Origin of the sequence: Micromonospora sp. DT231 (assembly GCF_049847025.1) — a bacterium.
In the GTDB taxonomy this organism is placed as follows: Bacteria; Actinomycetota; Actinomycetes; order Mycobacteriales; family Micromonosporaceae; genus Micromonospora.
In genome coordinates, this window is the sequence record NZ_JBNCNO010000012.1 from 133,982 (window position 1) to 157,029 (window position 23,048).

Annotated in this window: 19 protein-coding genes; 11 read left to right on the top strand and 8 right to left on the bottom strand. The window is 71.7% G+C overall.

The window, feature by feature from the left end:
- Positions 1-27 precede the first annotated feature (27 nt).
- The 4 genes from ACPXBU_RS26540 to ACPXBU_RS26555 all read right to left on the bottom strand — a co-directional run bounded on the left by ACPXBU_RS26540 (position 28) and on the right by ACPXBU_RS26555 (position 4,696).
- Positions 28-1,788, bottom strand: coding sequence for a DNA/RNA helicase domain-containing protein (locus tag ACPXBU_RS26540; protein ID WP_425760130.1), 1,761 nt, complete (start codon positions 1,786-1,788; stop codon positions 28-30).
- 260 nt (positions 1,789-2,048) lie between these two features.
- Entirely contained in the window at positions 2,049-2,480 is a 432-nt protein-coding gene (locus ACPXBU_RS26545) for a nucleotide pyrophosphohydrolase (protein ID WP_425760131.1), read from the bottom strand.
- 42 nt (positions 2,481-2,522) lie between these two features.
- On the bottom strand, positions 2,523-3,341 hold the full coding sequence (locus ACPXBU_RS26550; protein WP_425760132.1) for a DUF3152 domain-containing protein: 819 nt from the start codon (positions 3,339-3,341) through the stop codon (positions 2,523-2,525).
- 176 nt (positions 3,342-3,517) lie between these two features.
- Entirely contained in the window at positions 3,518-4,696 is a 1,179-nt protein-coding gene (locus ACPXBU_RS26555) for an ROK family transcriptional regulator (RefSeq protein WP_425760133.1), read from the bottom strand.
- 163 nt (positions 4,697-4,859) lie between these two features.
- Here ACPXBU_RS26555 and ACPXBU_RS26560 point away from each other — a divergent pair, with 163 nt between their 5' ends.
- The 6 genes from ACPXBU_RS26560 to ACPXBU_RS26585 are packed head-to-tail and all read left to right on the top strand — an operon-like array spanning position 4,860 to position 9,848.
- The gene (locus tag ACPXBU_RS26560; protein ID WP_425760135.1) at positions 4,860-5,588 is read left to right on the top strand and encodes an amino acid ABC transporter ATP-binding protein; all 729 of its coding nucleotides are present in this window, start codon (positions 4,860-4,862) and stop codon (positions 5,586-5,588) included.
- A 20-nt stretch (positions 5,589-5,608) separates the two neighbouring features.
- Positions 5,609-6,577 (top strand): glutamate ABC transporter substrate-binding protein, encoded by a 969-nt coding sequence (locus ACPXBU_RS26565; RefSeq protein ID WP_425760136.1) that lies wholly within the window; start codon positions 5,609-5,611, stop codon positions 6,575-6,577.
- 16 nt (positions 6,578-6,593) lie between these two features.
- Positions 6,594-7,238, top strand: coding sequence for an amino acid ABC transporter permease (locus ACPXBU_RS26570; RefSeq protein WP_357710966.1), 645 nt, complete (start codon positions 6,594-6,596; stop codon positions 7,236-7,238).
- Entirely contained in the window at positions 7,235-8,104 is an 870-nt protein-coding gene (locus tag ACPXBU_RS26575) for an amino acid ABC transporter permease (protein ID WP_425760137.1), read from the top strand. Before ACPXBU_RS26570 ends, ACPXBU_RS26575 begins: the two co-directional genes overlap by 4 nt.
- Positions 8,101-9,108 (top strand): asparaginase, encoded by a 1,008-nt coding sequence (locus tag ACPXBU_RS26580; protein WP_425760138.1) that lies wholly within the window; start codon positions 8,101-8,103, stop codon positions 9,106-9,108. The genes ACPXBU_RS26575 and ACPXBU_RS26580 overlap by 4 nt, the downstream gene beginning before the upstream one ends.
- Positions 9,105-9,848 carry a copper homeostasis protein CutC gene (locus tag ACPXBU_RS26585; RefSeq protein WP_425760139.1) on the top strand — a complete coding sequence of 248 codons (744 nt, stop codon included), beginning with the start codon at positions 9,105-9,107 and terminating at the stop codon, positions 9,846-9,848. The genes ACPXBU_RS26580 and ACPXBU_RS26585 overlap by 4 nt, the downstream gene beginning before the upstream one ends.
- 71 nt (positions 9,849-9,919) lie before the next feature.
- On the opposite strand, the gene ACPXBU_RS26590 is transcribed toward ACPXBU_RS26585, so the two are convergent.
- Positions 9,920-10,456 carry a hypothetical protein gene (locus tag ACPXBU_RS26590; RefSeq protein ID WP_425760140.1) on the bottom strand — a complete coding sequence of 179 codons (537 nt, stop codon included), beginning with the start codon at positions 10,454-10,456 and terminating at the stop codon, positions 9,920-9,922.
- Positions 10,457-10,589: 133 nt separating this feature from the next.
- Positions 10,590-13,037 (bottom strand): glycoside hydrolase family 2 protein, encoded by a 2,448-nt coding sequence (locus tag ACPXBU_RS26595; RefSeq protein ID WP_425760141.1) that lies wholly within the window; start codon positions 13,035-13,037, stop codon positions 10,590-10,592.
- 111 nt (positions 13,038-13,148) lie between these two features.
- On the opposite strand from ACPXBU_RS26595, the gene ACPXBU_RS26600 reads away from it, so the two are divergent.
- Positions 13,149-14,168, top strand: a complete 1,020-nt coding sequence (locus tag ACPXBU_RS26600) for a LacI family DNA-binding transcriptional regulator (protein ID WP_425760142.1) — start codon at positions 13,149-13,151, stop codon at positions 14,166-14,168.
- 6 nt (positions 14,169-14,174) lie between these two features.
- Here ACPXBU_RS26600 and ACPXBU_RS26605 read toward each other — a convergent pair whose 3' ends face one another.
- The gene (locus ACPXBU_RS26605) at positions 14,175-16,565 is read right to left on the bottom strand and encodes a putative bifunctional diguanylate cyclase/phosphodiesterase (protein ID WP_425760144.1); all 2,391 of its coding nucleotides are present in this window, start codon (positions 16,563-16,565) and stop codon (positions 14,175-14,177) included.
- A 215-nt stretch (positions 16,566-16,780) separates the two neighbouring features.
- On the opposite strand from ACPXBU_RS26605, the gene ACPXBU_RS26610 reads away from it, so the two are divergent.
- Positions 16,781-17,155 carry a PH domain-containing protein gene (locus ACPXBU_RS26610; RefSeq protein ID WP_425760145.1) on the top strand — a complete coding sequence of 125 codons (375 nt, stop codon included), beginning with the start codon at positions 16,781-16,783 and terminating at the stop codon, positions 17,153-17,155.
- A 9-nt stretch (positions 17,156-17,164) separates the two neighbouring features.
- Here ACPXBU_RS26610 and ACPXBU_RS26615 read toward each other — a convergent pair whose 3' ends face one another.
- Complete coding sequence (locus ACPXBU_RS26615) at positions 17,165-18,091, bottom strand: 2-hydroxyacid dehydrogenase (RefSeq protein ID WP_425760146.1); 927 nt, start codon at positions 18,089-18,091, stop codon at positions 17,165-17,167.
- A gap of 185 nt (positions 18,092-18,276) precedes the next feature.
- Here ACPXBU_RS26615 and ACPXBU_RS26620 point away from each other — a divergent pair, with 185 nt between their 5' ends.
- The 3 genes from ACPXBU_RS26620 to ACPXBU_RS26630 all read left to right on the top strand — a co-directional run bounded on the left by ACPXBU_RS26620 (position 18,277) and on the right by ACPXBU_RS26630 (position 23,023).
- The gene (locus tag ACPXBU_RS26620) at positions 18,277-20,094 is read left to right on the top strand and encodes a SpoIIE family protein phosphatase (RefSeq protein ID WP_425760147.1); all 1,818 of its coding nucleotides are present in this window, start codon (positions 18,277-18,279) and stop codon (positions 20,092-20,094) included.
- 72 nt (positions 20,095-20,166) lie between these two features.
- Positions 20,167-21,339: a PQQ-dependent sugar dehydrogenase gene (locus ACPXBU_RS26625; protein ID WP_393372718.1), complete on the top strand. Its 1,173-nt coding sequence runs from the start codon at positions 20,167-20,169 to the stop codon at positions 21,337-21,339.
- A gap of 61 nt (positions 21,340-21,400) precedes the next feature.
- On the top strand, positions 21,401-23,023 hold the full coding sequence (locus ACPXBU_RS26630) for a metallophosphoesterase (RefSeq protein ID WP_425760148.1): 1,623 nt from the start codon (positions 21,401-21,403) through the stop codon (positions 23,021-23,023).
- The last annotated feature ends 25 nt before the right edge of the window (positions 23,024-23,048 follow it).

A 23,048-nucleotide genomic window follows, 5' to 3' on the forward strand; every position in this document is an offset into this window, starting at 1 on the left:
CACAGTATCGACGCCGTGTGGCTGCCGCTACCCGGCGTCGACCTCGAGCCTGATCTCCGGTGCCCGCCGGACACGCACCAGATCGCGCAGGTAATCCCGCGTCTCCGGGTCGGTCGCGTACAGCACCGTGCCGCGCATGCCCCGGGTCAGCAACACCTTGTAGGTGTTACGAATCAAACGGTCCACTTCCGCGTCGCCGACGGACTTACGGCTGCGGATCGATGAGTCCTTCGACTCGTCGCGGCGGGTCACCAGCCGGCCGTCCCTCGCCACCAGGTCTGGGCCGATGATGACCCCCGACCAGTCGTACTCGAAGCCCTGGGCCGTGTAGACGCAGCCAACCTGGCCGAAGCCGTTCGGGTCGGTGGCCCAGAACGCGCTCCCCGGCGCCTCGCCGACACTGCGTTCGCTCCGGACGTTCCACGGTCGCGCCCAGTCACCGATTGTCACGTCCGGCACCAGAGTGCCGTCGGGTCTCGGATCGCTCCAAGGCCAGCAGTAGCCGGCCGACATCCTGGCCGTGCCGCTGGGTCCCTGCCGCTCGGCTAGGTACGCCTCCATCTCCTCCGGTGACTCGGCGACCCGCACGTCGAACCGGCCGTCGCCGGCCCAAACGGACGGCTCGCCGCCGTCGAGGCCGAGCAGATCAAGAACCCATTCCTCATACGCCTCACTGCCGCCGCAGCGGAACTGGTCGTGCAGGGAGACCACGTCGACCTCCACGCCTAGCTTCTCCGCGAAGGCGGAAATGACCTCGACACTGCCCAGCTCACCCGGCTTCACCACCTGATGCTCGTCGAGCAGGAAAACAGGCACCCGGGCGAGCGAGATGAGCTCTTCCAACTGCGGACGGGCGACGTTCCGGCGGGCCTTGGGTGTGTAGCGGTTGACCGACGTCTCCCGTACCCGGTGCGCCTCGTCGCAGATCAGCACCTCGATGTCGTTCGGGTCTGCGTCCATGAAGCTGTTGAAGTACTTGAAGAGGCTCTGCAGCCGGGGGGATCCTTTGCCGGCGTAGCGACGCAGTGTCTGGGTGAAGGACCGCGAGCCGGTGGCGTGCAGCACCGACCGGTTCTGCCGGGCCAATTCTCCGAGGACAGAGAGGGCAATGACGCTCTTGCCGCTCCCCGGCCCGCCCGCCACCACCACCGCACGCTTGTGGTTCGCCGTCCGAGCCCGCTCGACGGCGCGCATGACCAACTCGTACGCCACATGCTGCTCATCCAGCAGGGTGAAGTGCGAGCGTTCCTTCAACTCGGCGGCGGCGTACTTCAGTAGATGCCGGCTGGGACGCACGGTGCTGGTCAGGAATCGGTCCGCCGGGCCTGCTCCCGAAGCGGGTGCGAACTGGCTGCGCAGGTAGTCGAGCCACTGCCCGCGACGCTGCCCGGTGAAGACCCGGCTCTGCTCGCTGGACGCTCGGTCGAGCAGGTCGGCAACGTCACGATCCACCGCGTTGTGCAGGTAGGCGGCACCCCTCAACAGCTTCTGATCGCGGCCGAGCACCCCCAGAAAGTCGTTGAGGTAGCGACAGTAGTCCTCTACCTGAATACCCGGATGCAGGCGTGGACCATGGACCTGCTCAACAGCGACGAGCGTTTCGGAATCCTCGAAGGCCGTGGCATAGGACCACTGTTTGAGTTCGACGACGAGGTAGGAGTCATCTCCGGTATGTGGATCAACACCGGCCAGCACCGCGTCGACGCGTCGGCTGGTCAACGGAAGTTGATACTCGACGAGTACCTCGACCTCGGCCAAGCCCGCGTCGGCGAGATCCTGCGCGAGCACCGGGAGGCTACGCGCCCAGGACCGCTTCTCGGCGGGGCTCACCCCATGACCGCTGTGGCGGGCCCTCTCGTTCAGCACCTCCACCAGGGTGGCATCGCTAGCGAGACGCAACAGACCAGCAGCGGACGTGCGGTACGCCGACATCGACAGGTGCCCCCGGGCAGCACGAAGAGATCGTGCGGATGGGGGGCATATCCGTGCATCGGAAGCCCGTCGGACCGCCTTACTGCCACGACTTTAACGGGAAGATCAACCAACGGCTACGACCGTGGCGCCTTCGCTGCGGACCCCTTGGCACTTTCCACGGGGTAGCGTCGAGCTGAGTCCGCCAGTTTGTCGATCGCCGCTTCCACCAGGTCGATGTCGAGGACGTCGGCGAGCCGGACGAGATAGATCATGACGTCGCCGATCTCGGCGCGCACCCGTGCGCCCGCCAGCGGGTCTGCCATCACCTGGGCAGCCTGCTCCGGCGTAAGCCACTGCAGCTCTGCCAGCAGTTCGCCGACCTCACCGGAGAGCGCCATCGCCAGATTCTTCGGCGTGTGGAACTGCTGCCACTCGCGCTCCTCGGCGAAACGCCGAAGTTGATCGGTGAGCCGGGCGACACCTGCCGCGGATCCTGCATCCGATTGGCTGCCCATAGCGGAGATCCTCACTTGGCCGGGTTCGATCTTCTCGTCATTGTCGCCCACACCGAGCGAGGCCAAGACCGAGGGCAGGGTGAGGGCGGCGGCTCAGGACGCGGCCCACGGACCGCTGATGAACGTGCCGTTTTCGGTGAACGGACTGACGTTGGGCAGGCACCCGCCCAGGTCGATCGTCTGGGTCATCATGACCGGACCCGGCTTGCCCGGCGCGCCGCACTTCATGTGCGCGAAGCCGAGGAAGTGGCCGAACTCGTGGTTGATGACGCCGGCGTGGTACTCGTCGATGCTGACCGGGTAGCCCGGCGAGCCCTGGAGCCACCGCCGCAGATTGATCATGATGGTCTTGCCGTACTTGCAGGAGTAGACCCCTTCGGTGTCAACGCCGCTCGCACCGCACAGCCTGTCCACAGTCCTCGGCGTGGCGAGCCGGACATCGACGTCGATACGTGCGGCGCTGACCCGCTGGAAGGACCACGATGCCCGGCTCAGATTCACCGCCTCGTTGGTGACCGGGTGCTGCGCCGAATCGGCCCACCCGTTCGGCGCCGCCAACACCTGCTCGATGCTCTCGGCGAACCGGTCCGGCTTCCAGGCCGGGATGTCACCCCAGGCGATGCCCTTCTCCACCGAAACGCTGTAGCGCACCCGCTTCTTGCCCTTACCGATCACGCGACCGTTGCCGGCGGCGGTGGAGAAGGTGCCGGCTGCCCTGGTGGGAATCTCCGCGTCGGTCGGGATCTCCGGAGTCGGGCTGGAGGTCGGCGCATCGCTGAGCAGCGGCTCACTCGAACCCCAGCGCGGGGTGTCGGCGCCCCCGGAAGCCGGCGCGGACGCCAGACCACAGGCGGCGGTCGCCAGCGCCATCGCCAACGAGATCGGCACGAGCAGCCGTCCGTCGATCCGCACGTCGAAACCTCCAGTAGCGATCACGGGTCACTAAGGAACACCGGAAGGCTACGTGACTGCCTGTAAGGAAATTGTCAGGATGATCGGCGCCGGTGGCCGCGTAAAAGCGTATAGATCCGGCATGAAACACCGAAGGGGATCACCCTAGGTGACCAGTGCAGTCGGTTTGAGCGAGATCAGGCGGCTGCTACGACGTGATCGATCACCAGGTGGGCGGCACCCGTGATGCCGACGTCCTGACCGGCGGTGACCCGTTCGATGAGCAGGGTCTGGGTGGCCAGCGGGAGGCACCGCTCGTAGAGGGTGGCCCGCATGCTGGCCAGCAGCGGCTCGCAGTCGGCGAGCCGACCACCAATGGCCACCACCTGCGGGTTGAAGAAGTTGACCACCACGGCCAGGATCTCGCCGACGGCGCGGCCGGCCTGCCGGGCGAGGGCGGTGGCCTGCCGGTCACCGTCGTCGATCAGGCGGATCACACCGGTCAGGTCGGAGACCGCTACGCCCTGAGCACGGAGCGCGGTGACCAGTGCGGCACCGCTGGCGACCGCCTCCAGGCAACCGGCGTTTCCGCAGGTGCACGGTGGCGCGGGATCGGCCACCACCCGGCAGTGGCTGATGTCTCCGGCCGATCCCTGCGCGCCCCGGTGCAACCGTCCACTGGAGATCACACCGGAGCCGATCCCGGTGCCGGCCTTGATGTAGACGGCGTGGTCCAACTCGGAATGCGCGGTCCGGTGCGCGCCGAGCGCCATCAGGTTGGCGTCGTTGTCCACGATGACCGGCACGTCGACCTGGCCGGTGCAGAACGCGGCGACGTCGAAGCCGTTCCAGCCGGGCATCCGCGATGGGCTGACGATCCGCCCGGTGGAGTGCTGCACCGGACCGGGAATCCCGATGCCGACGCCGCGGAGCGCGTCTGCCGCCGAGCCGCCGGACGTGGCCACTGGATCGCTGCCCACCAGCGTGGTGACCTCGGCCAGCAGCGCGCCGAGCACCGCCTCCGGGCCGTCCTCGATGCGGACCGGCAGGGTGCGGGCCTGGACCACCCGACCGGAGAGATCCAGCGTGCCGACGCGGGCGTGATGCGCGCCGAGGTCGATGGCGCCGACCACGGCACCACCGGTGGGCACGGCGAGCTGACGGGGCCGTCGCCCACCCCGGGACCGCCCCGCGCCGGTTTCCTCCAGCAGCCCCTGGCTGATCAACGCCTCGACCCGCTGGGAAACCGTCGACGGGGAGAGCCCGGAGAGGCGGGACAGGTCGGCCCGACTGACGGCGGCACCGGTGGCCACCCAGCGCAGTAGCTCCCGGGGGCCGCCCCGGAGGACATCGCGTGGCGCGTCGTCAATCGTCACGTCAGCTTCTTAGCACCCGGAGTTTGTTCAAGCAACCGGTTGACTTAGTTTGCTGGCTACCTTTAGATGGCGCTGTTGGTTCGATATGAAGTCGACTTAGTTTTGTTGCCGAAGGAAGTGAGGCCGCCTGGTGGCACCGGAGACGACGGGTGCGGATCGACCCATGGTGTCGGTACGGGGCCTGCACAAGTGGTTCGGTCCGCTGCACGTGCTCAAGGACATCGACCTCACGGTGGCCGCCGGCGAGGTGGTCGTCGTGGTGGGGCCCTCCGGCTCCGGCAAGTCGACGCTGTGCCGCTGCCTCAACCGGCTGGAGACCGCCGGGAAGGGCAGCATCGAGATCGACGGCGAGCCGCTGCCCGCCGAGGGCCGCGCACTGGCCCGGCTGCGCGCCGATGTCGGCATGGTCTTCCAGTCCTTCAACCTCTTCGGCCACAAGACGGTGCTGGACAACATCACCCTCGGCCCCACCCGGGTCCGCCGGATCCCTCGACCAGAGGCGCGGCAGCAGGCGATGACCCTGCTGGAGCGCGTCGGTATCGCCGACAAGGCGAACCACCACCCGGCCCAACTCTCCGGCGGGCAGCAGCAGCGGGCCGCGATCGCCCGGGCCCTGGCGATGCAGCCGAAGGTGCTGCTCTTCGACGAGCCGACCTCGGCCCTCGACCCGGAAATGGTCAACGAGGTGCTCGACGTGATGGTCTCCCTGGCCGCCGAGGGGATGACCATGATCGTGGTGACCCACGAGATGGGTTTCGCCCGTCGCGCCGCCGACCGGGTGGTCTTCATGGACGACGGCCGGATCGTCGAATCCGGCGCTCCCGACGACTTCTTCGCAGCTCCGCAGACCGAGCGGGCCCGCGACTTCCTATCCAAGATCCTCCAGCACTAGCCCCCAAACGGGAGGGTGTCATGTCAATACTCAAGATGAGCTTCACCGGGCGGCGGTCGCTCGCCCTCACCGCCACCGCGGTGGCGGTGGCCCTCGCCGCCGCCGGCTGCGGCGGCGACAGCGGCGGCAGCGCTCCGACGCTGCCCGGCAACCCCGGCCTGGGCGGCGACGGCGTCATCGCCCAGTCGGTGTACGACGCCGCACCGGTCGCCACCGACGCGGACATCCCCGCGGGCTCGGCCATGGACGCGATCCGCAAGCGCGGTTACCTGAACATCGGCGGGTCCCTGGACGCGCCGTTGCTCGCCCAGCAGAACCCGGTCAGCGGCACCATCGAGGGCTTCGACGCCGACATGGCGAAGTTGCTGGCGAAGTACATCATCGGCAAGCCCGAGGTGAAGACGACGACAATCGGCACCCAGACCCGGGAGGCCATGCTCCAGGCCAAGTCGGTCGACGCTGTCTTCCAGACGTACACGATCACCCCGCAGCGGGCCACCCAGGTCGCCTTCGCCGGCCCGTACCTCACCTCCGGCCTCGCCGTCGGTGTCCGCAAGGACGACACCTCGATCAAGAGCGTCAAGGACCTCGCCGGCAAGACCGTGATCGTCGGGGCGAACACCCCCGCCGTCACCGCGCTGCCCTCCGCCGCGCCCGGCTCGAAGCAGATCGCCTTCGGCACCGACCCGCAGGCGTTGCAGGCGCTGCTGCAGAAGCGCGGCGACGCGTACGTGCAGGACTTCACGCTGCTCGCCTCGGGCGCCAAGGCGAATCCGGGGATGAAGGTGGTGGGCGAGCCGTTCACCACCGAGTCGTACGGCATCGGCCTCAACAAGGAGGACGCGCAGTTCAAGGAGTTCGTCAACAACTGGCTGAAGAAGATCCAGGCCGACGGCACGTGGGCGAAGGTCTGGGAGGGCACCCTCGGCTCGGTGGTGGAGGGTGGGGCGCCCACCCCGCCCGCCCTCGGCTCCGCCGACGGCTCCTGAGCAGCCTCCCGTACCGATGGAAGCCCTCACCGCCCACCTGAGCGAGCTTGGCCACGGCCTGGTCACGACTGTCGAACTGACAGTCGTGACCACCGTCGGCGCGATGCTGCTGGGCATCGTCGTGGCCACCCTGCGGATCGCCCCCGTCCCGCTACTGCGCGCCATCGGCACCGCGTACGTCGAGGTGTTCCAGAACCTGCCGCTGCTGGCGTTGCTGGTGCTCTTCGTGTTCGCGCTGCCGACCATCGGCATCACGTTCCCGCTGTTCACGTCCGCCGCCATCGTCATCGCGGTGTACGAGGGGGCGTACCTGGCAGAGGCGATCCGCGCCGGGATCAACACGGTCGGTGTGGGCCAGGCCGAGGCAGCCCGCGCCATCGGGCTCACCTTCGGCCAGTCCCTGCGGCACGTGATCCTGCCGCAGGGACTCCGGGCGGTGATCCAGCCGATCGGCAACATCTGCATCGCGCTGCTGATGAACACCTCGCTGGCCGCCGCCGTCGGCGTGGTCGAGCTGACCCAGGCGGCCAACAACGTGAACCTGGTCGAGGCCCAACCGATCGCCGTCTTCACCGGCGCGGGCCTCGCCTACATGCTGCTGGCGCTGATCATCGGTCAGGTCACCGGCCTGCTCGAACGAAGGCTGGCGATCGTCCGATGAACAAGACGCAACAGATCCTCTTCGACGAGCCCGGCCCCCGCGCCCAGCGGCGGATCCGGATCGCCACGGTGCTGGGCGCGATCCTCCTGGCCGGTGCCCTGGTCGTGGCCGTCAACCAGTTCGCCAGCCACGGTGAGCTGGCCGCCGCCCGGTGGGAGCCGTTCACCACCTGGCCGATCTGGCGGTACCTGCTCAACGGCCTGTGGGCGACGCTGCGCGCCGCCGCCGCGACCGCCGTGCTCAGCGCCGCGCTCGGGCTGCTGCTGGCGCTCGGTCGGCTGTCGACGCATCGACCGCTGCGCTGGCTGGCCGGCGCGTACGTGGAGATCTTCCGGACCGTCCCCACCCTGCTGCTGATCTACGTGACGCTGTTCGCCCTGCCGCAGTACGGGCTGAACTTCCCGCTGTTCTGGAAGCTCGTGGTGCCGCTTGTGGTCTCGAACTCGGCGGCGTTCGCGGAGATCTTCCGGTCCGGCATCCTGGCGCTGGACCGTGGGCAGACCGAGGCCGGCCTCGCGGTCGGGCTACGCCGGGGGCAGGTCATGGCGCTGGTCGTCCTGCCGCAGGCGCTGCTCCAACTCGCCCCGTCCCTTGTCAGCCAGCTGGTCGGGCTACTCAAGGACACCTCCCTCGGCTTCGTGGTCAGCTACACCGAGCTGCTCTACAGCGGGCAGGTGCTCTCCTCCTACACCCACCTGCTGATCCAGACGTTCCTGGTGGTGGCCCTGATCTACCTGGTGGTCAACGCCTCGCTGTCGAAGTTCGCCCGCGTACTCCAGGCCCGCAACGGCCGCTTCGGCGGCCGGCGCGGACGGCAGACCGCTGAGCTTGCCCCGCCACTTGTCGAAGGGAACACCCCCCGGTGACCATCTTCCGCTACGCCGAACTGGCCCGGGTCGTGCGCAACGGCTTCGTCGAGAGCCGGCACTACGGCAGCGTCGTGGTACTCGCCCCGGACGGGAAAGTCGCCCTCGCCGCCGGCGTACCCGACGAGCCGGTGCTGCCTCGCTCCACCCTCAAGCCGGTGCAGGCACTGGCCTGCCGGGTCGCGGCGGGTGACGAGCTGACCGGCCCGGCGCTGGCCCTCGCCGCCGGCAGCCACACCGGCGACGACCGGCACGTCGAGGTGGTCCGGGCGATGCTGACCGGGGCCGGCCTGACCGAGGACGCGCTCGGTTGCCCGGTGGACTGGCCGGAGGACGAAGCGACCCGGGACCGGCTGATCCGCTCCGGCGGACAGCGCGACCGGATTCGGATGAACTGCTCCGGCAAGCACGCCGCGATGCTTGTCGCCTGCGTCGCCCGGTCCTGGAGCACCCACGACTACCTCGACCCCGACCACCCGCTCCAGCGGGAAACCGCCGCCGCCGTCGCCCGGCTGGCCGGCACGCCGATCGCGCACCACGCGGTCGACGGCTGCGGCGCACCGCTGTTCGGTCTGCCGCTGACCGGCCTGGCCCGCACGTTCCAGGCGTTGGTCACCGCGCCCGCCGGCAGCGACGAGGCGCTTGTCGCGCAGGCAATGCGCCAACACCCGGAGTACGTCGGCGGCTGGCACGGGCACCCGAACACCGACCTGATGCGGGCGCTGCCCGGCGTCCTCGCCAAGGGCGGGGCCGAAGGCGTGCTCGCGGTGGCCGCACCGGATGGCCACGCGGTGGCGGTGAAGGCGATCGACGGTTCACCCCGAGCCACCACCGCCATCGCCCTCGCCGCCCTCGACGCCGTGGGCGTACCGGTGGGTGGGGCTACCGCACTGCGCCAGGTGCCGGTGCTCGGCGGCGGCGTACCCGTCGGCGCCGTCACGGCCGTCATCGACTGGACCACAGCATCGCCCCGCACGTCTCGCACGGAAGAGGAAGAATCATGAACACATTCGAGATCTGCATCGACAGCGTCGAGGGAGCGGTCGCCGCCGAGGAGGCCGGCGCCGACCGGGTGGAGTTGTGCTCCGCGCTCTTCGACGGCGGGCTGACCCCCAGCCTGGGCACCATCGAGACGACCCTGCGCGCGGTCAGCCGGATCCGGGTACACGTGATCGTCCGTCCGCGGGCCGGCGACTTCATCTACTCGCCGTTCGAGGTCGAGGCGATGGAGCGGGACGTCCGGGCCGCGGTTGCGGCCGGCGCGCACGGCATCGTGATCGGCGCGTTGACCGCCGAGGGCGACGTCGACGTGCCGACCACCCGCCGGCTGATCGCCGCCGCGGGCGACGCCAGCATCACCTTCCACCGGGCGTTCGACATGACCCGCGACCCGCACGCGGCGTTGGAGCAGCTGATCGAGCTGGGCGTACAGCGGGTGCTCACCTCGGGTCAGGAGGTCAGCGTGCTGGAGGGCGCTCAGCTCATCGCCGACCTGGTGCGCCGGGCCGCCGGCCGGATCATCGTCATGCCGGGCGGTGGCATCACCCCGCGCAACATCGCCCGGATCGTCGAGGCGACCGGCGCCGACGAGTACCACTTCGCCGCCCTGGTCAGCTCGGACAGCCCGGCCGTGCACCGCAACCCGGCGCCGCTGATGGGTGGCAGCCTGAACCGGCCCGAGTACGAGCGTTCGGGCACCTCCGGCGCCCTGGTCGGCCAGGTGCTCGCCGCCGCCCGCGCCTGACCCCGTCGTCAGCCTCGCCGAGCGGTGCGTCTGGAGAAGACTCCTTCAGACCCACCGCTCGGCGACCCGTCTCAGTACGCGACCAGGGCGATGATCAGCGAGGACACCGCGCCGAGCAGCAGCGCGACGCCGGTGCTGAGCCCGACCACCGCACTCACCGCCGACGCACGGGCCCGAGCCACCGGGACCGCCACGACCGCCGCCACGGTGACCAGCGCGGCGACCAGGTGGATCAGCCGGTAGCCGAGCAGCTCTGCCACCGGGAAGAGGTGGACGCCCACGACCAGGGCGACCCACGGAGCGATCAGCTCGCGACGCCGCAGCAGGGCGAGCAACCCGGCGCCGAGGGCGGCGACACCGAACTCGATGCCGACGACGATGCCGAAGGTACGGCTGGTGTCGGCGTCGAACGCCGTCCCGTCCGACCAGTGGCTCCCGGCGAGAAGACCTCCGGCGGTAGCGGTGAGCAGGGCGAGGACCGAACCGGCGATGAGCACCGGCCGCCACGGCTTCGGGGGCGATTCCTGAGCCCAGCCGAACCAGCTGGAGGCGAAGAACCCGAAGACGAACGCTGTCGCCGCCGCGTCTCGGACATGTTCGGTGATCACTGTGCTCCTCGGGGTGCCGTCCGCCGTGCCGCGCCTGCCGCTGGACTGCGATGAGCGGTATACCGCAGAGGTATAAATATGCCGCTGAGGTATATCACTCACCGCACCACCTGGTCCGGCGCGGGCCGAGCGACTATCGCCGCTCGATGTCGTTGACGCAGCGCAGCACCGGGCGGGCGGTCAGCGCAGCAGGGTCCAGCGGCCCGGACACCCGCACGGTGAAGGTCGCCGACTCGCCCGGCAGCAGCGTGACAAGTGCCGCGTCCGCGGTGGCGGAGGCGTCCAGCCGATCCGGGAACAGCGTCAGGTCGCGCAGCACCGTCCCGGCCGTGACCCGGACCCGCTGCCCGCCATCGAACGGCTCGACCGCCGCCTCCCAGGCCGCCGAGGGCCACTCCACGTCCCGGTCCTCGGCGAAGAACCACAGCGCCCGCTCGGCGGTCTCCCCCGCCTCGGCGATCACCAGCTCCCGCCGGGCGTCGTCGGGCCGGACCAGGTACGTCGGCAGCGCCAGCAGCACCGATGAGTACGCCGGGACGTCGAGGTCGACCGAGATCTTCGCCCGGGGCTCCCCGTCGAGGGTCAGCCGGGTCACCGAGGCCGACGCCTGCCAGGTGGTGCCGCCGTCGTTGACCGCGACCAGGGCCAGCCCGCCGTCGCGGGGCTGCACGGTCAACAGCCGGTCGGCGTACGCGTGGCGCAGCGCGTACCACAGGGGTTTGCGACGGCCGTCGCCGTCGACGGCGGACCAGGAGGTCACCGGCCAGCAGTCGTTGAGCTGCCAGACGATGGTGCCCGCGCAGATGCCCCGGTGGGAGCGGAAGTGCTCGACGCCGAGCTGGATCGCGCGGGCCTGGTTGAGCTGCGTCAGGTAGTGCCAGTCGTCGAAGTCCACCGGGGTGGGCAGGTGCGCGTCCAGGCCGCGCTGGAGTTTGCCGTCGCCGCCGGCGGCCTTCTGGTGGTGCGCCATCCCGGGTGAGTCATGCGCCAGCGGCTCGTCGGAGATCGCCCGGCGCAGGGTCGCGTACGCCGGTGGGGCCTGATAGCCGAACTCGGCGACGAAGCGGGGCACGTACTCCCGGTATCTCGTGTAGTCGTGGGTGTTCCACACGTCCCAGATGTGGGTGGTGCCGTGTGCCGGGTCGTTCGGGTGGATCGCCTCGGTGCCCGACCAGGGGCTGCCCGGCCAGTACGGGCGGGTGGGGTCCAGCGCGCCGACGATCCGGGGCAGCACGTCGAGGTAGTAACCACGTCCCCAGGTGCGCCCGGCGAGGGCCGGCTGCCAGTCCCAGTCGTGCCAGCCCCAGATGTTCTCGTTGTTGCCGGTCCAGAGCACCAGCGAGGGGTACGGCGCGAGCCGGGTCACCTGCTCGGCGGCCTCGGCGGCCACCTCGCCGGCGAACGGCTCCTCCTCCGGGTACGCGGCGCAGGCGAAGAGGAAGTCCTGCTGGACGAGGAGCCCGCGCTCGTCGGCGAGGTCGTAGAAGTCCGCCGACTCGTACCGGCCGCCGCCCCAGACGCGCAGCAGGTTGACGTTGGCCTCGACGGCCTGGTCGAACCGTTCGGCGAGGCGGTCCCGGGTGATCCGGGTGGGGAACACGTCGTCGGGGATCCAGTTGACCCCGCGGACGAAGACCGGGGCGTCGTTCACCGTCAGCGCGAAGGGGGTGCCGTGTGCGTCGGGGGTGGTGTCCAGTCGTACCGAGCGGAAGCCGATGCGGTGCGACCAGGTGTCCAGGGTCTCGCCGTGCGCGTGCAGGGTCACCTCGATCGGGTGACGGGTCTGGTCGCCGTACCCCCGGGGCCACCAGAGCGCGGGCTCGCGGACGGTGAGGGTCAGCACGGCCGTGCGCTGCCCGGCCGGGACGACCGTCTCGGCGTGCGCGCCGGCGACGACCGCCCGGACGGTCAGCGCGACGTCCGCGACCCGCTCGATGTCGATGTGCAGCTCGACCCGGCCGTCGCGTCCGTCCATCGTGACGAGTGGACGGACGCCGGCCAGCCGGGCGGTGGACCAGGCGTGCAGGCTGATCTCCTGCCAGATGCCGGCGGTGACCAGGGTCGGCCCCCAGTCCCACCCGAAGTTGCAGGCCATCTTGCGGATGAAGTGGAACGGCTCCGGGTACGCGTTGGGCCGGTCGCCGAGCCGTTCCCGCTGCGCCTCGGCGTAGCGGTACGCGGACTCGAACGCCACGGCCAGGTCGTTGTCGCCGTCGCGGAGCAGGGCACGGACGTCGAATCGGTAGCCACGGTGCATGTTCGCGGTGCGGCCGACCTCGACGCCGTTGACGGTGAGCGTGGCGACGGTGTCCAGGCCGGCGCAGACCAGGTCCACCCGGTCGTGGTCGCCGGTCGGGTGTCGGAAGCTCGTGCGGTAGTGCCAGTCGGTGCGCCCGATCCAGGCCAGGGCCAGTTCGTTGTCGTCGAGGTAGGGGTCTGGAATCAACCCGGCGTCGAGCAGGTCGGTGTGCACGCAGCCGGGCACTGTCGCCGGCACGGCCCGCCCGGCGATGTCGGCGGGCACCCGCGCTCCGGATGCCGCCCGCAGGGTCCAACCGTCGTAGAGTGCCTGTCGGCTCAACTCCGCACCGCACCTTCTGCATCGAAAGACGCCTACTGAACCGGATAAGCTGAGCACCGTACGGTTCGGAATTCGGACTGTCAACGGCCAGAGAGCTAAGGGAGCACGCCGGTGAAGCGGCCGACAATCGCCGACGTCGCCCGGCACGCCGGGGTGTCCAAGGGCGCCGTGTCGTACGCGCTGAACGGGCAGCCCGGTGTCTCCGAGGCCACCCGGCAGCGCATCCTGGCCATCGCCACGGAGATCGGGTTCAGTCCGAGCAGCGCCGCCCGCGCCCTCTCCGCCGCCACCGCCGGGGCGGTCGGCCTGGCCCTGTGCCGACCGGCCCGGATCCTCGGCGTCGAGCCGTTCTTCATGGCGCTGATCAGTGGCGTCGAGGCCGAACTGTCCGCCCGCTCGTACGCGCTGACGCTCCAGGTGGTGGCCGACCCGGACGCCGAGATCGCGGTCTACCGGCGCTGGTGGGGCGAACGTCGGGTGGACGGGGTGCTCGTCTGCGACCTGCGCACCGACGACCGCCGCATCGCCGCGCTGGAGCAGCTCCAACTGCCCGCGGTGGTGATCGGCGGACCCGGCGGCACCGGCGCGTTGGCCAGCCTCTGGTCCGACGACGCGGCGGCGTTGACCGAGACGGTGGAATACCTGGTCGCGCTCGGGCACCGGCGGATCGCCCGGGTCGCCGGCCTGCCCGACCTGCGGCACACCGAGATCCGCACCGACGCGTTCGCGGCGGTGTGTCAACGGCTCGGCCTGGTCGACGCGGTCACCGTCTGGTCCGACTACACCGGCGAGGAGGGCGGGCGGGCCACCCGCCGCCTGCTCAGCTCCGCCCAGCGGCCCTCGGCGGTCATCTACGACAACGACGTGATGGCCATCGCCGGGCTCTCCGTCGCCCAGGAGATGGGGCTCAGCGTTCCCGGCGATCTGTCCATCGTGGCCTGGGACGACTCGCCGCTGTGCCGGCTGGTGCACCCGTCGCTGACCGCGCTGGGCCGGGACATCCCGGCGTACGGCGCGCACGCCGCCCGGCAACTGCTCGCCGTGATCGGTGGGGAGCCGGTGAGCCGGGTGCAGGACGAGACGCCGCAGCTGACCCCCCGGGGCAGCACCGCGCCTCCCCGCGGAAGATGAACCGGTTCAGCGAGATGCGGACGGGAACTCCTCGAAGTATGCCTCGACCCGTTCGGCCGTCGCCGGGCGGGCCAGCGCGAACCCCTGCCCGTACCGGCAGCCGCCCCGGCGGGCCACCTCCACCTGCGTCGACGACTCCAACTCCTCGGCGACGATCTCGACGCCCAGTCGCTCACCGACGTTTACCACCACGTCGATAAGCGGCGGCTGCCCGTCCGGCCGAGCGCCCACCAACTCCGGACCCACCTTGAGCAGGTCGATCGGCAGCCGGCGGAGCTGGGCCAGCGAGGCGTGCTCGGCCCGGAAGTCGTCCAACGCGGTGCGGACCCCAAGCGACCGCAGACCGGCCAACCGGGCCACCACCGTCGACAGGTCACCCGCCACCTTCGGCTCGCTCACCTCCACCACCAGCCGCTCCGGTGGCACCCCGTACGCGGCCAGCACGGCCGCCGCCCGCTGCACGAAGTCGGGCGTCGTCAGCTCCCGGGTCGTGACGTTCACCGCCATCCACAACTCCCGAACGCCCACCGACCAGTCGGACAACTGCCGGCAGGCCCGGTCCAGCACCCACCACTCCAACTCGCCGACCAGGTCCAGATCCTCGGCGACCGGCAGCAGCTCGGCCGGGAGCACCGTGCCGAGCACCGGGCTGCGCCACCGCAGCAGCGCCTCCGCACCCACCGGCTGCCCGTCGGCCAGGTCGACAACCGGCTGGTAGACGAGGTCCAACTCGCCGCGGGCCACCGCACCGGGCAGTTCGCGTTCCAGGTCGAGGCGGCGTACCAACTGCTCCTCCAGGAACGCGTCATACCACTCGACCCGATCCCGGCCCAGTTGCACGGCCCGCCGCCGGGCCAGCTCGGCCTGCCGGAGCACGTCCGCGGGCCGGTCACCGCTCACCTCGGCCAGGCCGATGCTTGTCTGCGCCCGCACCACCGCACCGGCAACCTGGTAGGGCGGGGCGAGCGCGGCCAGCAGCCGGGTGCCCAGCGCGTACGCCAGCACCGGGCCGGCGGCGGTGACCACCGCGAAGCCGGCGCCCGTGCAGCCGGTGACCACGTCGTCGGAAGCGATGACGGCGCGGACCCGGTGCACCGCCTCGGCCAGCACGTCCTCCCGGGCGGTCGGGCCGATCCCGTCGGTGACGTGCAGGTCGACGAGCAGCAGCGCGCCGGACGGGGCCGGCACGTCACCGATCGCGGCGAGGGCGTCCAACAGGGCTGCCCGGTCACCGGGCGGACCATTTCCCGCCGGAACGGGCCGCCGGCTCAGCGCCGACCAGCCGGCGTCGTCCTCCGCCGGCCAGGTCGAGCCGGCGCCGTACGCGGTCAGCGGGCCAGCCGAATCGCGCTGGTCGTGCGGGTCGTGCACGGGCGCCGTCGACGGAAGATCACCGAGCCAGCGCGGCTGGACCGCGTGGCGGTGCCGCACCGGGCCGGCGGCGGGTCGGCGGTGCGCGGCGGGTCGGGCCGAGCCGGGTGCGTCACGGCCGCGCAGCAGCTCGCGCAGCACCAAAGGCGGCACCGCCGCCAGCGCCAGCACCACGCTCGTCCGATCCGGCGCGTGACCGGAGCCCAGGTGCGGCGCCGCCGCCAGCAGCAGCACCGCGGCGGGGAGCACCGACCGGGGCCAGGCCGACGCGACCGGCTCCGCCGGCGCGGTGTCGCCCGCGTCCGCCGCGTCGACCGCACCGACCGCGACGAGCAGCAAACCGAGCACCAGCGGGGGTACGACCAGCAGGGTCACCCGCCCGGTCGGCGCGGACGGCAGCGCGGCCAGCAGCACCAGCCCGCCCACGGTGAGCAGGACACCGCCGCGGCAGACCGCCGTCGGAGAACGTCGCCGCGGCCCGGCGAACGCGGTGAGCGCGGCCATGCCCAGCCCACCGAGCGCCAACGCCGCCACCAGCCGGACCGGCACCGGCGGGCCGACAGGGGGCAGCAGCAGCCAGCCGGCGAGGGCCAACCCGACGGCCGGGCCGGTCGACTCGACGAGCCCGCGCAGCCGGACCCCGACGGTCGGGCGCGTCCGTCCGGGAAGCCGGCACAACCCCGCCCCGGCGAGGGCCGCCACGAGCAGTGCCCCCACCAGCGCGGCAACGGTGCGCCAGCCGCCGCCCAGCGGCAGTGCGACGGCGGTCAGACCGGCCGTCACCACCGCCGCGTCGAGCAGCACGCCCGCCGTCCGCGGCGCCGGGTCGACGCGGCGCGAGACGGCCAGCCGGGAGAGCCGCACCCCGGCGAGGGTGGCGCCGGCGCCGGCCGACAGGGCGATCACCACCGGAGTCGGCACCAGGTCGAGGGCACCGGCGAAGAGGAGCAGCGCCACGGCCGTGGACGTGGCGGTCTCCGGTGTTCGGCGGGGGACGAGGACGCGGAACGGGTACGCGAGGAGCACGGCGGTCGCCTTCGTGAGGGGGCACGGGGCGGTACGACGGTGCGGGACATCGAACATTCCTGGTCCGCTGTCCAACAATTGTGAACGATCGGCGGCCACATCGGTTACGTGTCGGTCACCCAGAGGAGGCAACGACAGGTGTCACTGTACGACGTACCACCCCCTCGGCACCGCCCGCCGCGAGCCGCAACGGCCGGGAGTGGGATCATCGGAGGGTGAGTAAGCCCGACACGGTCCGCTTCCGACACAACCAAGCCATCCTGGTCGCCTCGGTGATCGCCTTCATCGGTGCCCTGCCGCTGGCGAACGCCCGGACGTACCTGCTGCCGGTGCTGCTCGTCCCGCTCGCCGCGGGGGTGTGGGCCTGGCGGGCCGGCACCGAAGCCGACGCGCGGGAGCTACGGCTACGGGCGTTGGTCGGGCAACGCCGCCTCACCTGGGACCGGGTCGTCGAGCTGACCGCCGACCGGCGCGGGCGGGCGGTCGCCCGGCTCGACGACGGCCAGCAGGTCACCCTGCCGGCCGTCCGTGGCGAGGACCTGCCCCGGCTGGTCGCGGCCACCGGTCAGGCGCTCCCCCACGCCGGCTGAGCTGCCGGGTCAGTAGCCGTCGATGACCGCGTTGATCAGTGGCTGCCCGGCGGCGAACCGGCGAACCTGGTCACCGACCAGTCGGTAGGCCCGCGGCAGCAGGCCTCGCACCGACCCGGCCACGTGCGGGGTGAGCAGCACGTTCGGCATCGCCCAGAGCGGCGAGTCGGCGGGCAGCGGCTCCGGGTCGGTGACGTCCAGCGCGGCCGAGATCCGGCCGGTGCCCAGCTCGGCGACGAGTGCCTCGGTGTGTGCCACCGGCCCTCGGGCGGCGTTCACCAGCAGCGCCCCGTCCGGCATCGCGGCCAGGAAGTCCTTGTCGATCAGGCCACGCGTCTGGTCGGTGAGCGGCACCAGCACCACCACCACGTCCGCCTCGGGCAGCAGTCGGGGCAACTCCTCGACCGCGTGCACCCCCTGCTCCGGGCGGGCCGTCCTGGCGACCAGGGTGAAACTCACCTCGAACGGGGCGAGCCGGTCGCGCACCGCGGAGCCGATCGAACCGGCCCCGATGATGAGCACCCGCTTGCCGGTCAGCTCGTCGGTCGGGGCGTTCCCCTGGTACGCCCAGCGCCTGTCGGCCTGGGCACGGACGAACGCCGGGAACGCCCGTAGCTGGGCGAGGATCGCGGTGACGACCCACTCGGCGGTGGACGGGTCGTGCACGCCCCGGGCATCGCAGAGGGTGACACCCGGTGGGGTCCGGCCGGCCCAGGCGTCCGCCCCGGCGGAGAGCAACTGCACCACCGCCAGGTCGGGCAGCTCACGCAGCAGCGCCGTCGCGTCGGTGCCGGTCAGGAACGGCGGCACCCAGACGCGGACGTCGGCCACCTCCGAGGGCAGCCGGTCGGCGTGCTCCAGGACCTCCACCGTCACGTCCGGGGGCAGCTCGCCCATCAGGTTCAGGCCGGCCTGGTTCGGAATCCATACCTTCACGTCAGCCGACGATAGTCCCCGCCACCGCGGCCGGCGCGGTGCGGGCGCGAACCGGCGTCGCGGGGGATGGCGCGCGGGGCTGGGGCGGGCGAGACTCAGCACACCGATGTTCGACCCGGCCCTGGACGAGGTATAACGAAGGGTCGGAGGTCCGGTCGGCCTCCGCCCCAGCAGACAGGTGCTCGATGACCGACGGCTCCCCCGGCACCGCCCGGCGTCCAACCGCCTCACCTGCGGCGCTCGGCGACCCGGAGCGGCTCCGCGCGCTCGCCGACACCGGGCTCGACGCCGCCCCGGACGAGGCGTTCGACAGGTTCGCCCGGCTGGTCAGCGACCTGCTGGACGTGCCGGTCGCGCTTGTCTCCCTGGTCTCCGCCGACCGGCAGTTCTTCCCCGGCGCGTTCGGGTTGCCGGAGCCCTGGTCGGAGCGCCGGCAGACCCCGTTGAGCCACTCGTTCTGCCAGCACGTGGTGGACATCGAGGTGCCGATGGTGCTGCCGGACGCCCGGCTCTACCCCCGCGTCCGGGACAATCTGGCCATCGACGACCTCGGCGTCGTCGCGTACGCCGGGATGCCGCTGACCGACCTCTCCGGGCGGGTGCTCGGTTCGCTGTGCGCCATCGACAGCAAACCGCGCGCGTGGACGACCGCGCAGCTACGGACCCTGGCCGACCTGGCTGCCGCCTGCTCGTCCGAGCTGCGACTGCGCATCGCGCTGGACGGCGCGCAGGAGGCACGGCGGCGGGTCGTGCAGGCACACGAGCGGCTGGAGCTGCTGGCCGGGGTGAGTGAGACCCTCGCCGGCACCCTGGACGTGGGCACCGCGCTGCGCCGACTCGCCGCCGCCATGGTGCCGCTGCTCGCCGACTGGTGCCTGCTCACCCTGATCGGCCCGACCGGCCTGCCGCGCGAGGTGGTCTCGGTCCACCGCGACCCGGCCCGGACGGCGGACATCGACCGCTTCGGTGAGTTGCTGCGCACCGGGCTGAGCCCGGACTCGTCGATCCGCGCGGTGCTGCGGACCGGCCAGCCCCGGCTCGGCAGCATCGCGTCGCTGGCCGACGTGACGAGGGGCACCACCCACCCGGAGATGGCGCCGATCGCCGCCCGCCTGGGCATCGCGTCCTACCTGAGCGTGCCGGTGCGGGGCGTCGGCGGCACCGTGCTGGGCGCGATCACCCTGGTCAACGGCACCGGACGGCAGCAGTTCGACGACCGCGACCTGCTCACCGCCGTCGAGATCGGCCGCAGGGCCGGCCAGGCCGTCGGCAACAGCTCGATGTACGGCGAGCAGCGACACGTCGCCGAGGTCCTGCAACACAGCATGCTGCCGCACCTGCCGGTCGTCCAGGAGCTGGAGCTGGCGGCCCGCTACCAGCCGGCGGCCGACCGGGTGGAGGTGGGCGGTGACTGGTACGACGCGTTCATCCAGCCCGACGGCGATCTGATCGCGGCGATCGGGGACGTGGCCGGGCACGACATCGAGGCCGCCGCGACCATGGGTCAGCTACGCAACCTGGTGCGGGGCAACGCCTTCGGCCGGCCGGACACGGTCGGGGAGCTGCTGAGCAACCTGGACGGCGCGATCCGTGGGCTGCGGCTGCCCATCGCCGCCACCGCGACGCTGGTCCGGATCTGCCCGCAGGACGCCGGTGTCCACGAGGTGACCTGGTCCAACGCCGGGCACCCGCCGGCCCTGGTGGTCCGCGTCGGCGGGACTGTCGAGATGCTCGACGCGACACCGGAGCCGCTGCTCGGCCTGGCCCGAGCGTCGTCGCGGACCAGCCAGTCGACGAGCCTGGCCACCGGCGACACCCTGCTGCTCTACACCGACGGGCTGATCGAGCGGCGGGACCGATCCATCGACGAGGGCCTTGCCGAGCTGGTGGTCCGGCTGACCGGCGCCGACACACTGCCCCTCGACGAGCTGTGCGACCTGCTGCTCGCCTCGATCCGCCACCGCGAGGACGACACCGCGCTGCTGGCCGTACGGGCACGGTGAACCGTGCACCGGCCGGGGTCGCGGGCACCCATCGGACTCGGCCGGGCCGTCCGGCGGGCTACCCTGGGCCGGGTGAGAGCCCGTCCCCCGTACCCTCGCGTCCGTAGCCTTCGGGTGGCCCTCGCGGCGTCCTGCGCGGCAGTGCTGCTCAGCGCGGGTTGCAGCTTCGGCGAACCGGAGCCCGACCCGGCCGGCGAGCCGCCCAACCTGCCGACCCCGTCCGCCTCGGCGAGCCCCGGCGGCGCCGGCCAGCAGGCGGTGGCGACGGTCCTCGCGAAGGGTCTGCGGGTGCCCTGGGCCATCGCCTTCCTGCCCGACGGGGCCGCGCTCGTCACCGAACGGGACAGCGGCCGGATCGTCCAGGTCGGCCCCGAGTCCGGGCCGGACGGTCTGCGGATCCGCCCGGTGCAGACGATCGCCGACGTGGCCGCGGCCGGCGAGGGCGGCCTGCTCGGCATCGCCGTCTCCCCCGACTACGCCCGCGACCGGACGGTCTTCGTCTACTACACGGCCGAGCGGGACAACCGGGTCGCGCGGCTGCAACTCGGTGGGCAGCCCACCCCGATCCTCACCGGCATCCCGAAGGCCAACGTGCACAACGGTGGCGGGTTGGGTTTCGGCCCGGACGGGCAGCTCTACGTCAGCACCGGCGACGCCGGCCAGCGCCCCCTCTCGCAGGACGTGAAGAGCCTCGGCGGCAAGATCCTCCGGATCACGCGGGACGGCAAGCCCGCGCCGGGCAACCCGTACGCCGGCTCGCCGGTCTGGTCCCAGGGTCACCGCAACGTGCAGGGCTTCGCCTGGGACGGCGCCAAGCGGATGTACGCCGTCGAGTTCGGCCAGAACACGTGGGACGAGATCAACCAGATCACCAAGGGCGGCAACTACGGCTGGCCGGAGGTCGAGGGGCGATCCGGTGACCGGCGGTTCACCGACCCCGTCACGCAGTGGGCGACCGAGGACGCGTCCTGCTCGGGTCTGGCCGCCACGGACCGGTTGCTGGTCACCGGCTGCCTCCGCGGCAAACGCCTCTGGGTGATGGAGCTGACCGACACCGGCACGCTGCTCGGCCAGCCCAGTGAGCTGCTCACCAACCGGTACGGCCGACTGCGCGCGGTGGCCGCCGCGCCGGACGGTTCGCTCTGGGTGAGCACGTCCAACCACGACGGGCGGGGCAACCCGGGCGGCGACGACGACCGACTCCTGCGGGTGGTCTTCGCGGGCGGCGACGGCGGCCGCAGCTGACGTTCGTCACCATCCGTTCAGGTTTACCAAGATCTTCCGACGGGCAGGTCAGAATTTCAGCATGGACGGGCAGCGCGACGAGCAGCACGACGACGCCGGGGACCGGGACACCCCGGTGACCGACGGCGATCCGCCACGCCCCACGCGTTCGCTCGTCGGCCCCGGCGGCCCGCTGCGCCGCGTCGGGCTGATCGTCGCCGTCCTCGCCGTGGCCCTGGCCGGGGCGGTGCTCGGGGTGCTGGCCGGCGGTCAGGTCGACACCGACATCGGGCCGTTCCGGGCCAACCTCAGCATCTCCCCCGCCCGCGACGGCGGCACCACCGTCGACATCCCGCCGCTCGGCGCGTTGCTGCTCGACAGCCACGACGGGCCGACCCACCTCACCGTGCGGCTGGGCGCGCTCGACCAGGGCCGCACCGAGGCGCTGATCGACGACCCGGCCAGCATCAGCCGGGCCAGCCAGAGCGCCGTGGAGGACGTCCGCTCCGGTGTGATGCGGCTCGGCCTGCGGGCCCTCGGCGCGTCGGTGCTCGTCACCCTGATCCTGGCCGGGCTGATCTTCCGCAACGTCCGGCGGACCGCCTGGGCGGGTGGCCTCGCGCTGCTTGTCACCGCCGGGAGCCTCGGCACGGCGGCGGCCACCGTCCGTCCCCAGGCGATCGAGGAGCCACGCTACGAGGGGCTGCTCGTCAACGCGCCGGCCATCGTCGGCGACGCGCGCCGGATCGCCAACGACTACACCAAGTACGCCGAGCAGCTGCAACGTCTGGTCGGCAACGTCAGCCAGCTCTACACCACCGTCTCGGCGCTTCCGCTGCTGGAGCCGACCCCGGGGACCACGCGGGTGCTGCACGTCTCCGACATGCACCTCAACCCGACCGGCTGGCAACTGATCCGGACGGTGGTGGAGCAGTTCGGCATCGACGTGGTGATCGACACCGGTGACATCACCGACTGGGGCAGCGAGCCGGAGGCCTCCTTCGTCGGCTCGATCGGCCTGCTCAAGAAGCCGTACGTGTTCATCCGGGGCAACCACGACTCCGGCAAGACCGCCGCAGCCGTCGCCCGTCAGCCGAACGCGATCGTGTTGAACAACTCGACGACCACGGTCGGCGGGCTGACCATCGCCGGCATCGGCGACCCCCGCTTCACCCCGGACAAGAACACCTCACCCGCCGGCAGCGGCCTGACCCCCCAGGTCGCCGACCAGGTGATCGACGCGGGCGAGCAGCTCGCGACCACGGTGCGCCGCTCGCCCCAGCCGGTGAACATCGCGCTGGTGCACGACCCGGCGTCGGCCGGGCCGCTCGCCGGCACCTGCCCGCTGGTGCTGGCCGGGCACACCCACGCGCGGCAGGTGTCCCGGTTGCCCCAGGCGCCCGGCCAGCAGCCCACCGCGCTGATGGTCGAGGGCTCCACCGGCGGCGCCGGCCTGCGCGGCCTGGAGGGCGAGAAACCGACTCCGCTGACGATGACGGTTCTCTACTTCGACCAGCAGAAGATGCTCCAGGCGTACGACGACATCACCGTGGGCGGCACCGGTCAGTCCCAGGTCAACCTGGAACGGCACGTGGTGGCCGATCCGGCGCAGGGCACGCAGGCGTCGGTCACCCCGACGCCGACCGGTGGCGCGCCGGAGTCACCCAACCCGCTGCAAAGCCCGACCCCGAGCCCGACCGGCTGATCCTGGCCCCACGCCGCCGGCATGG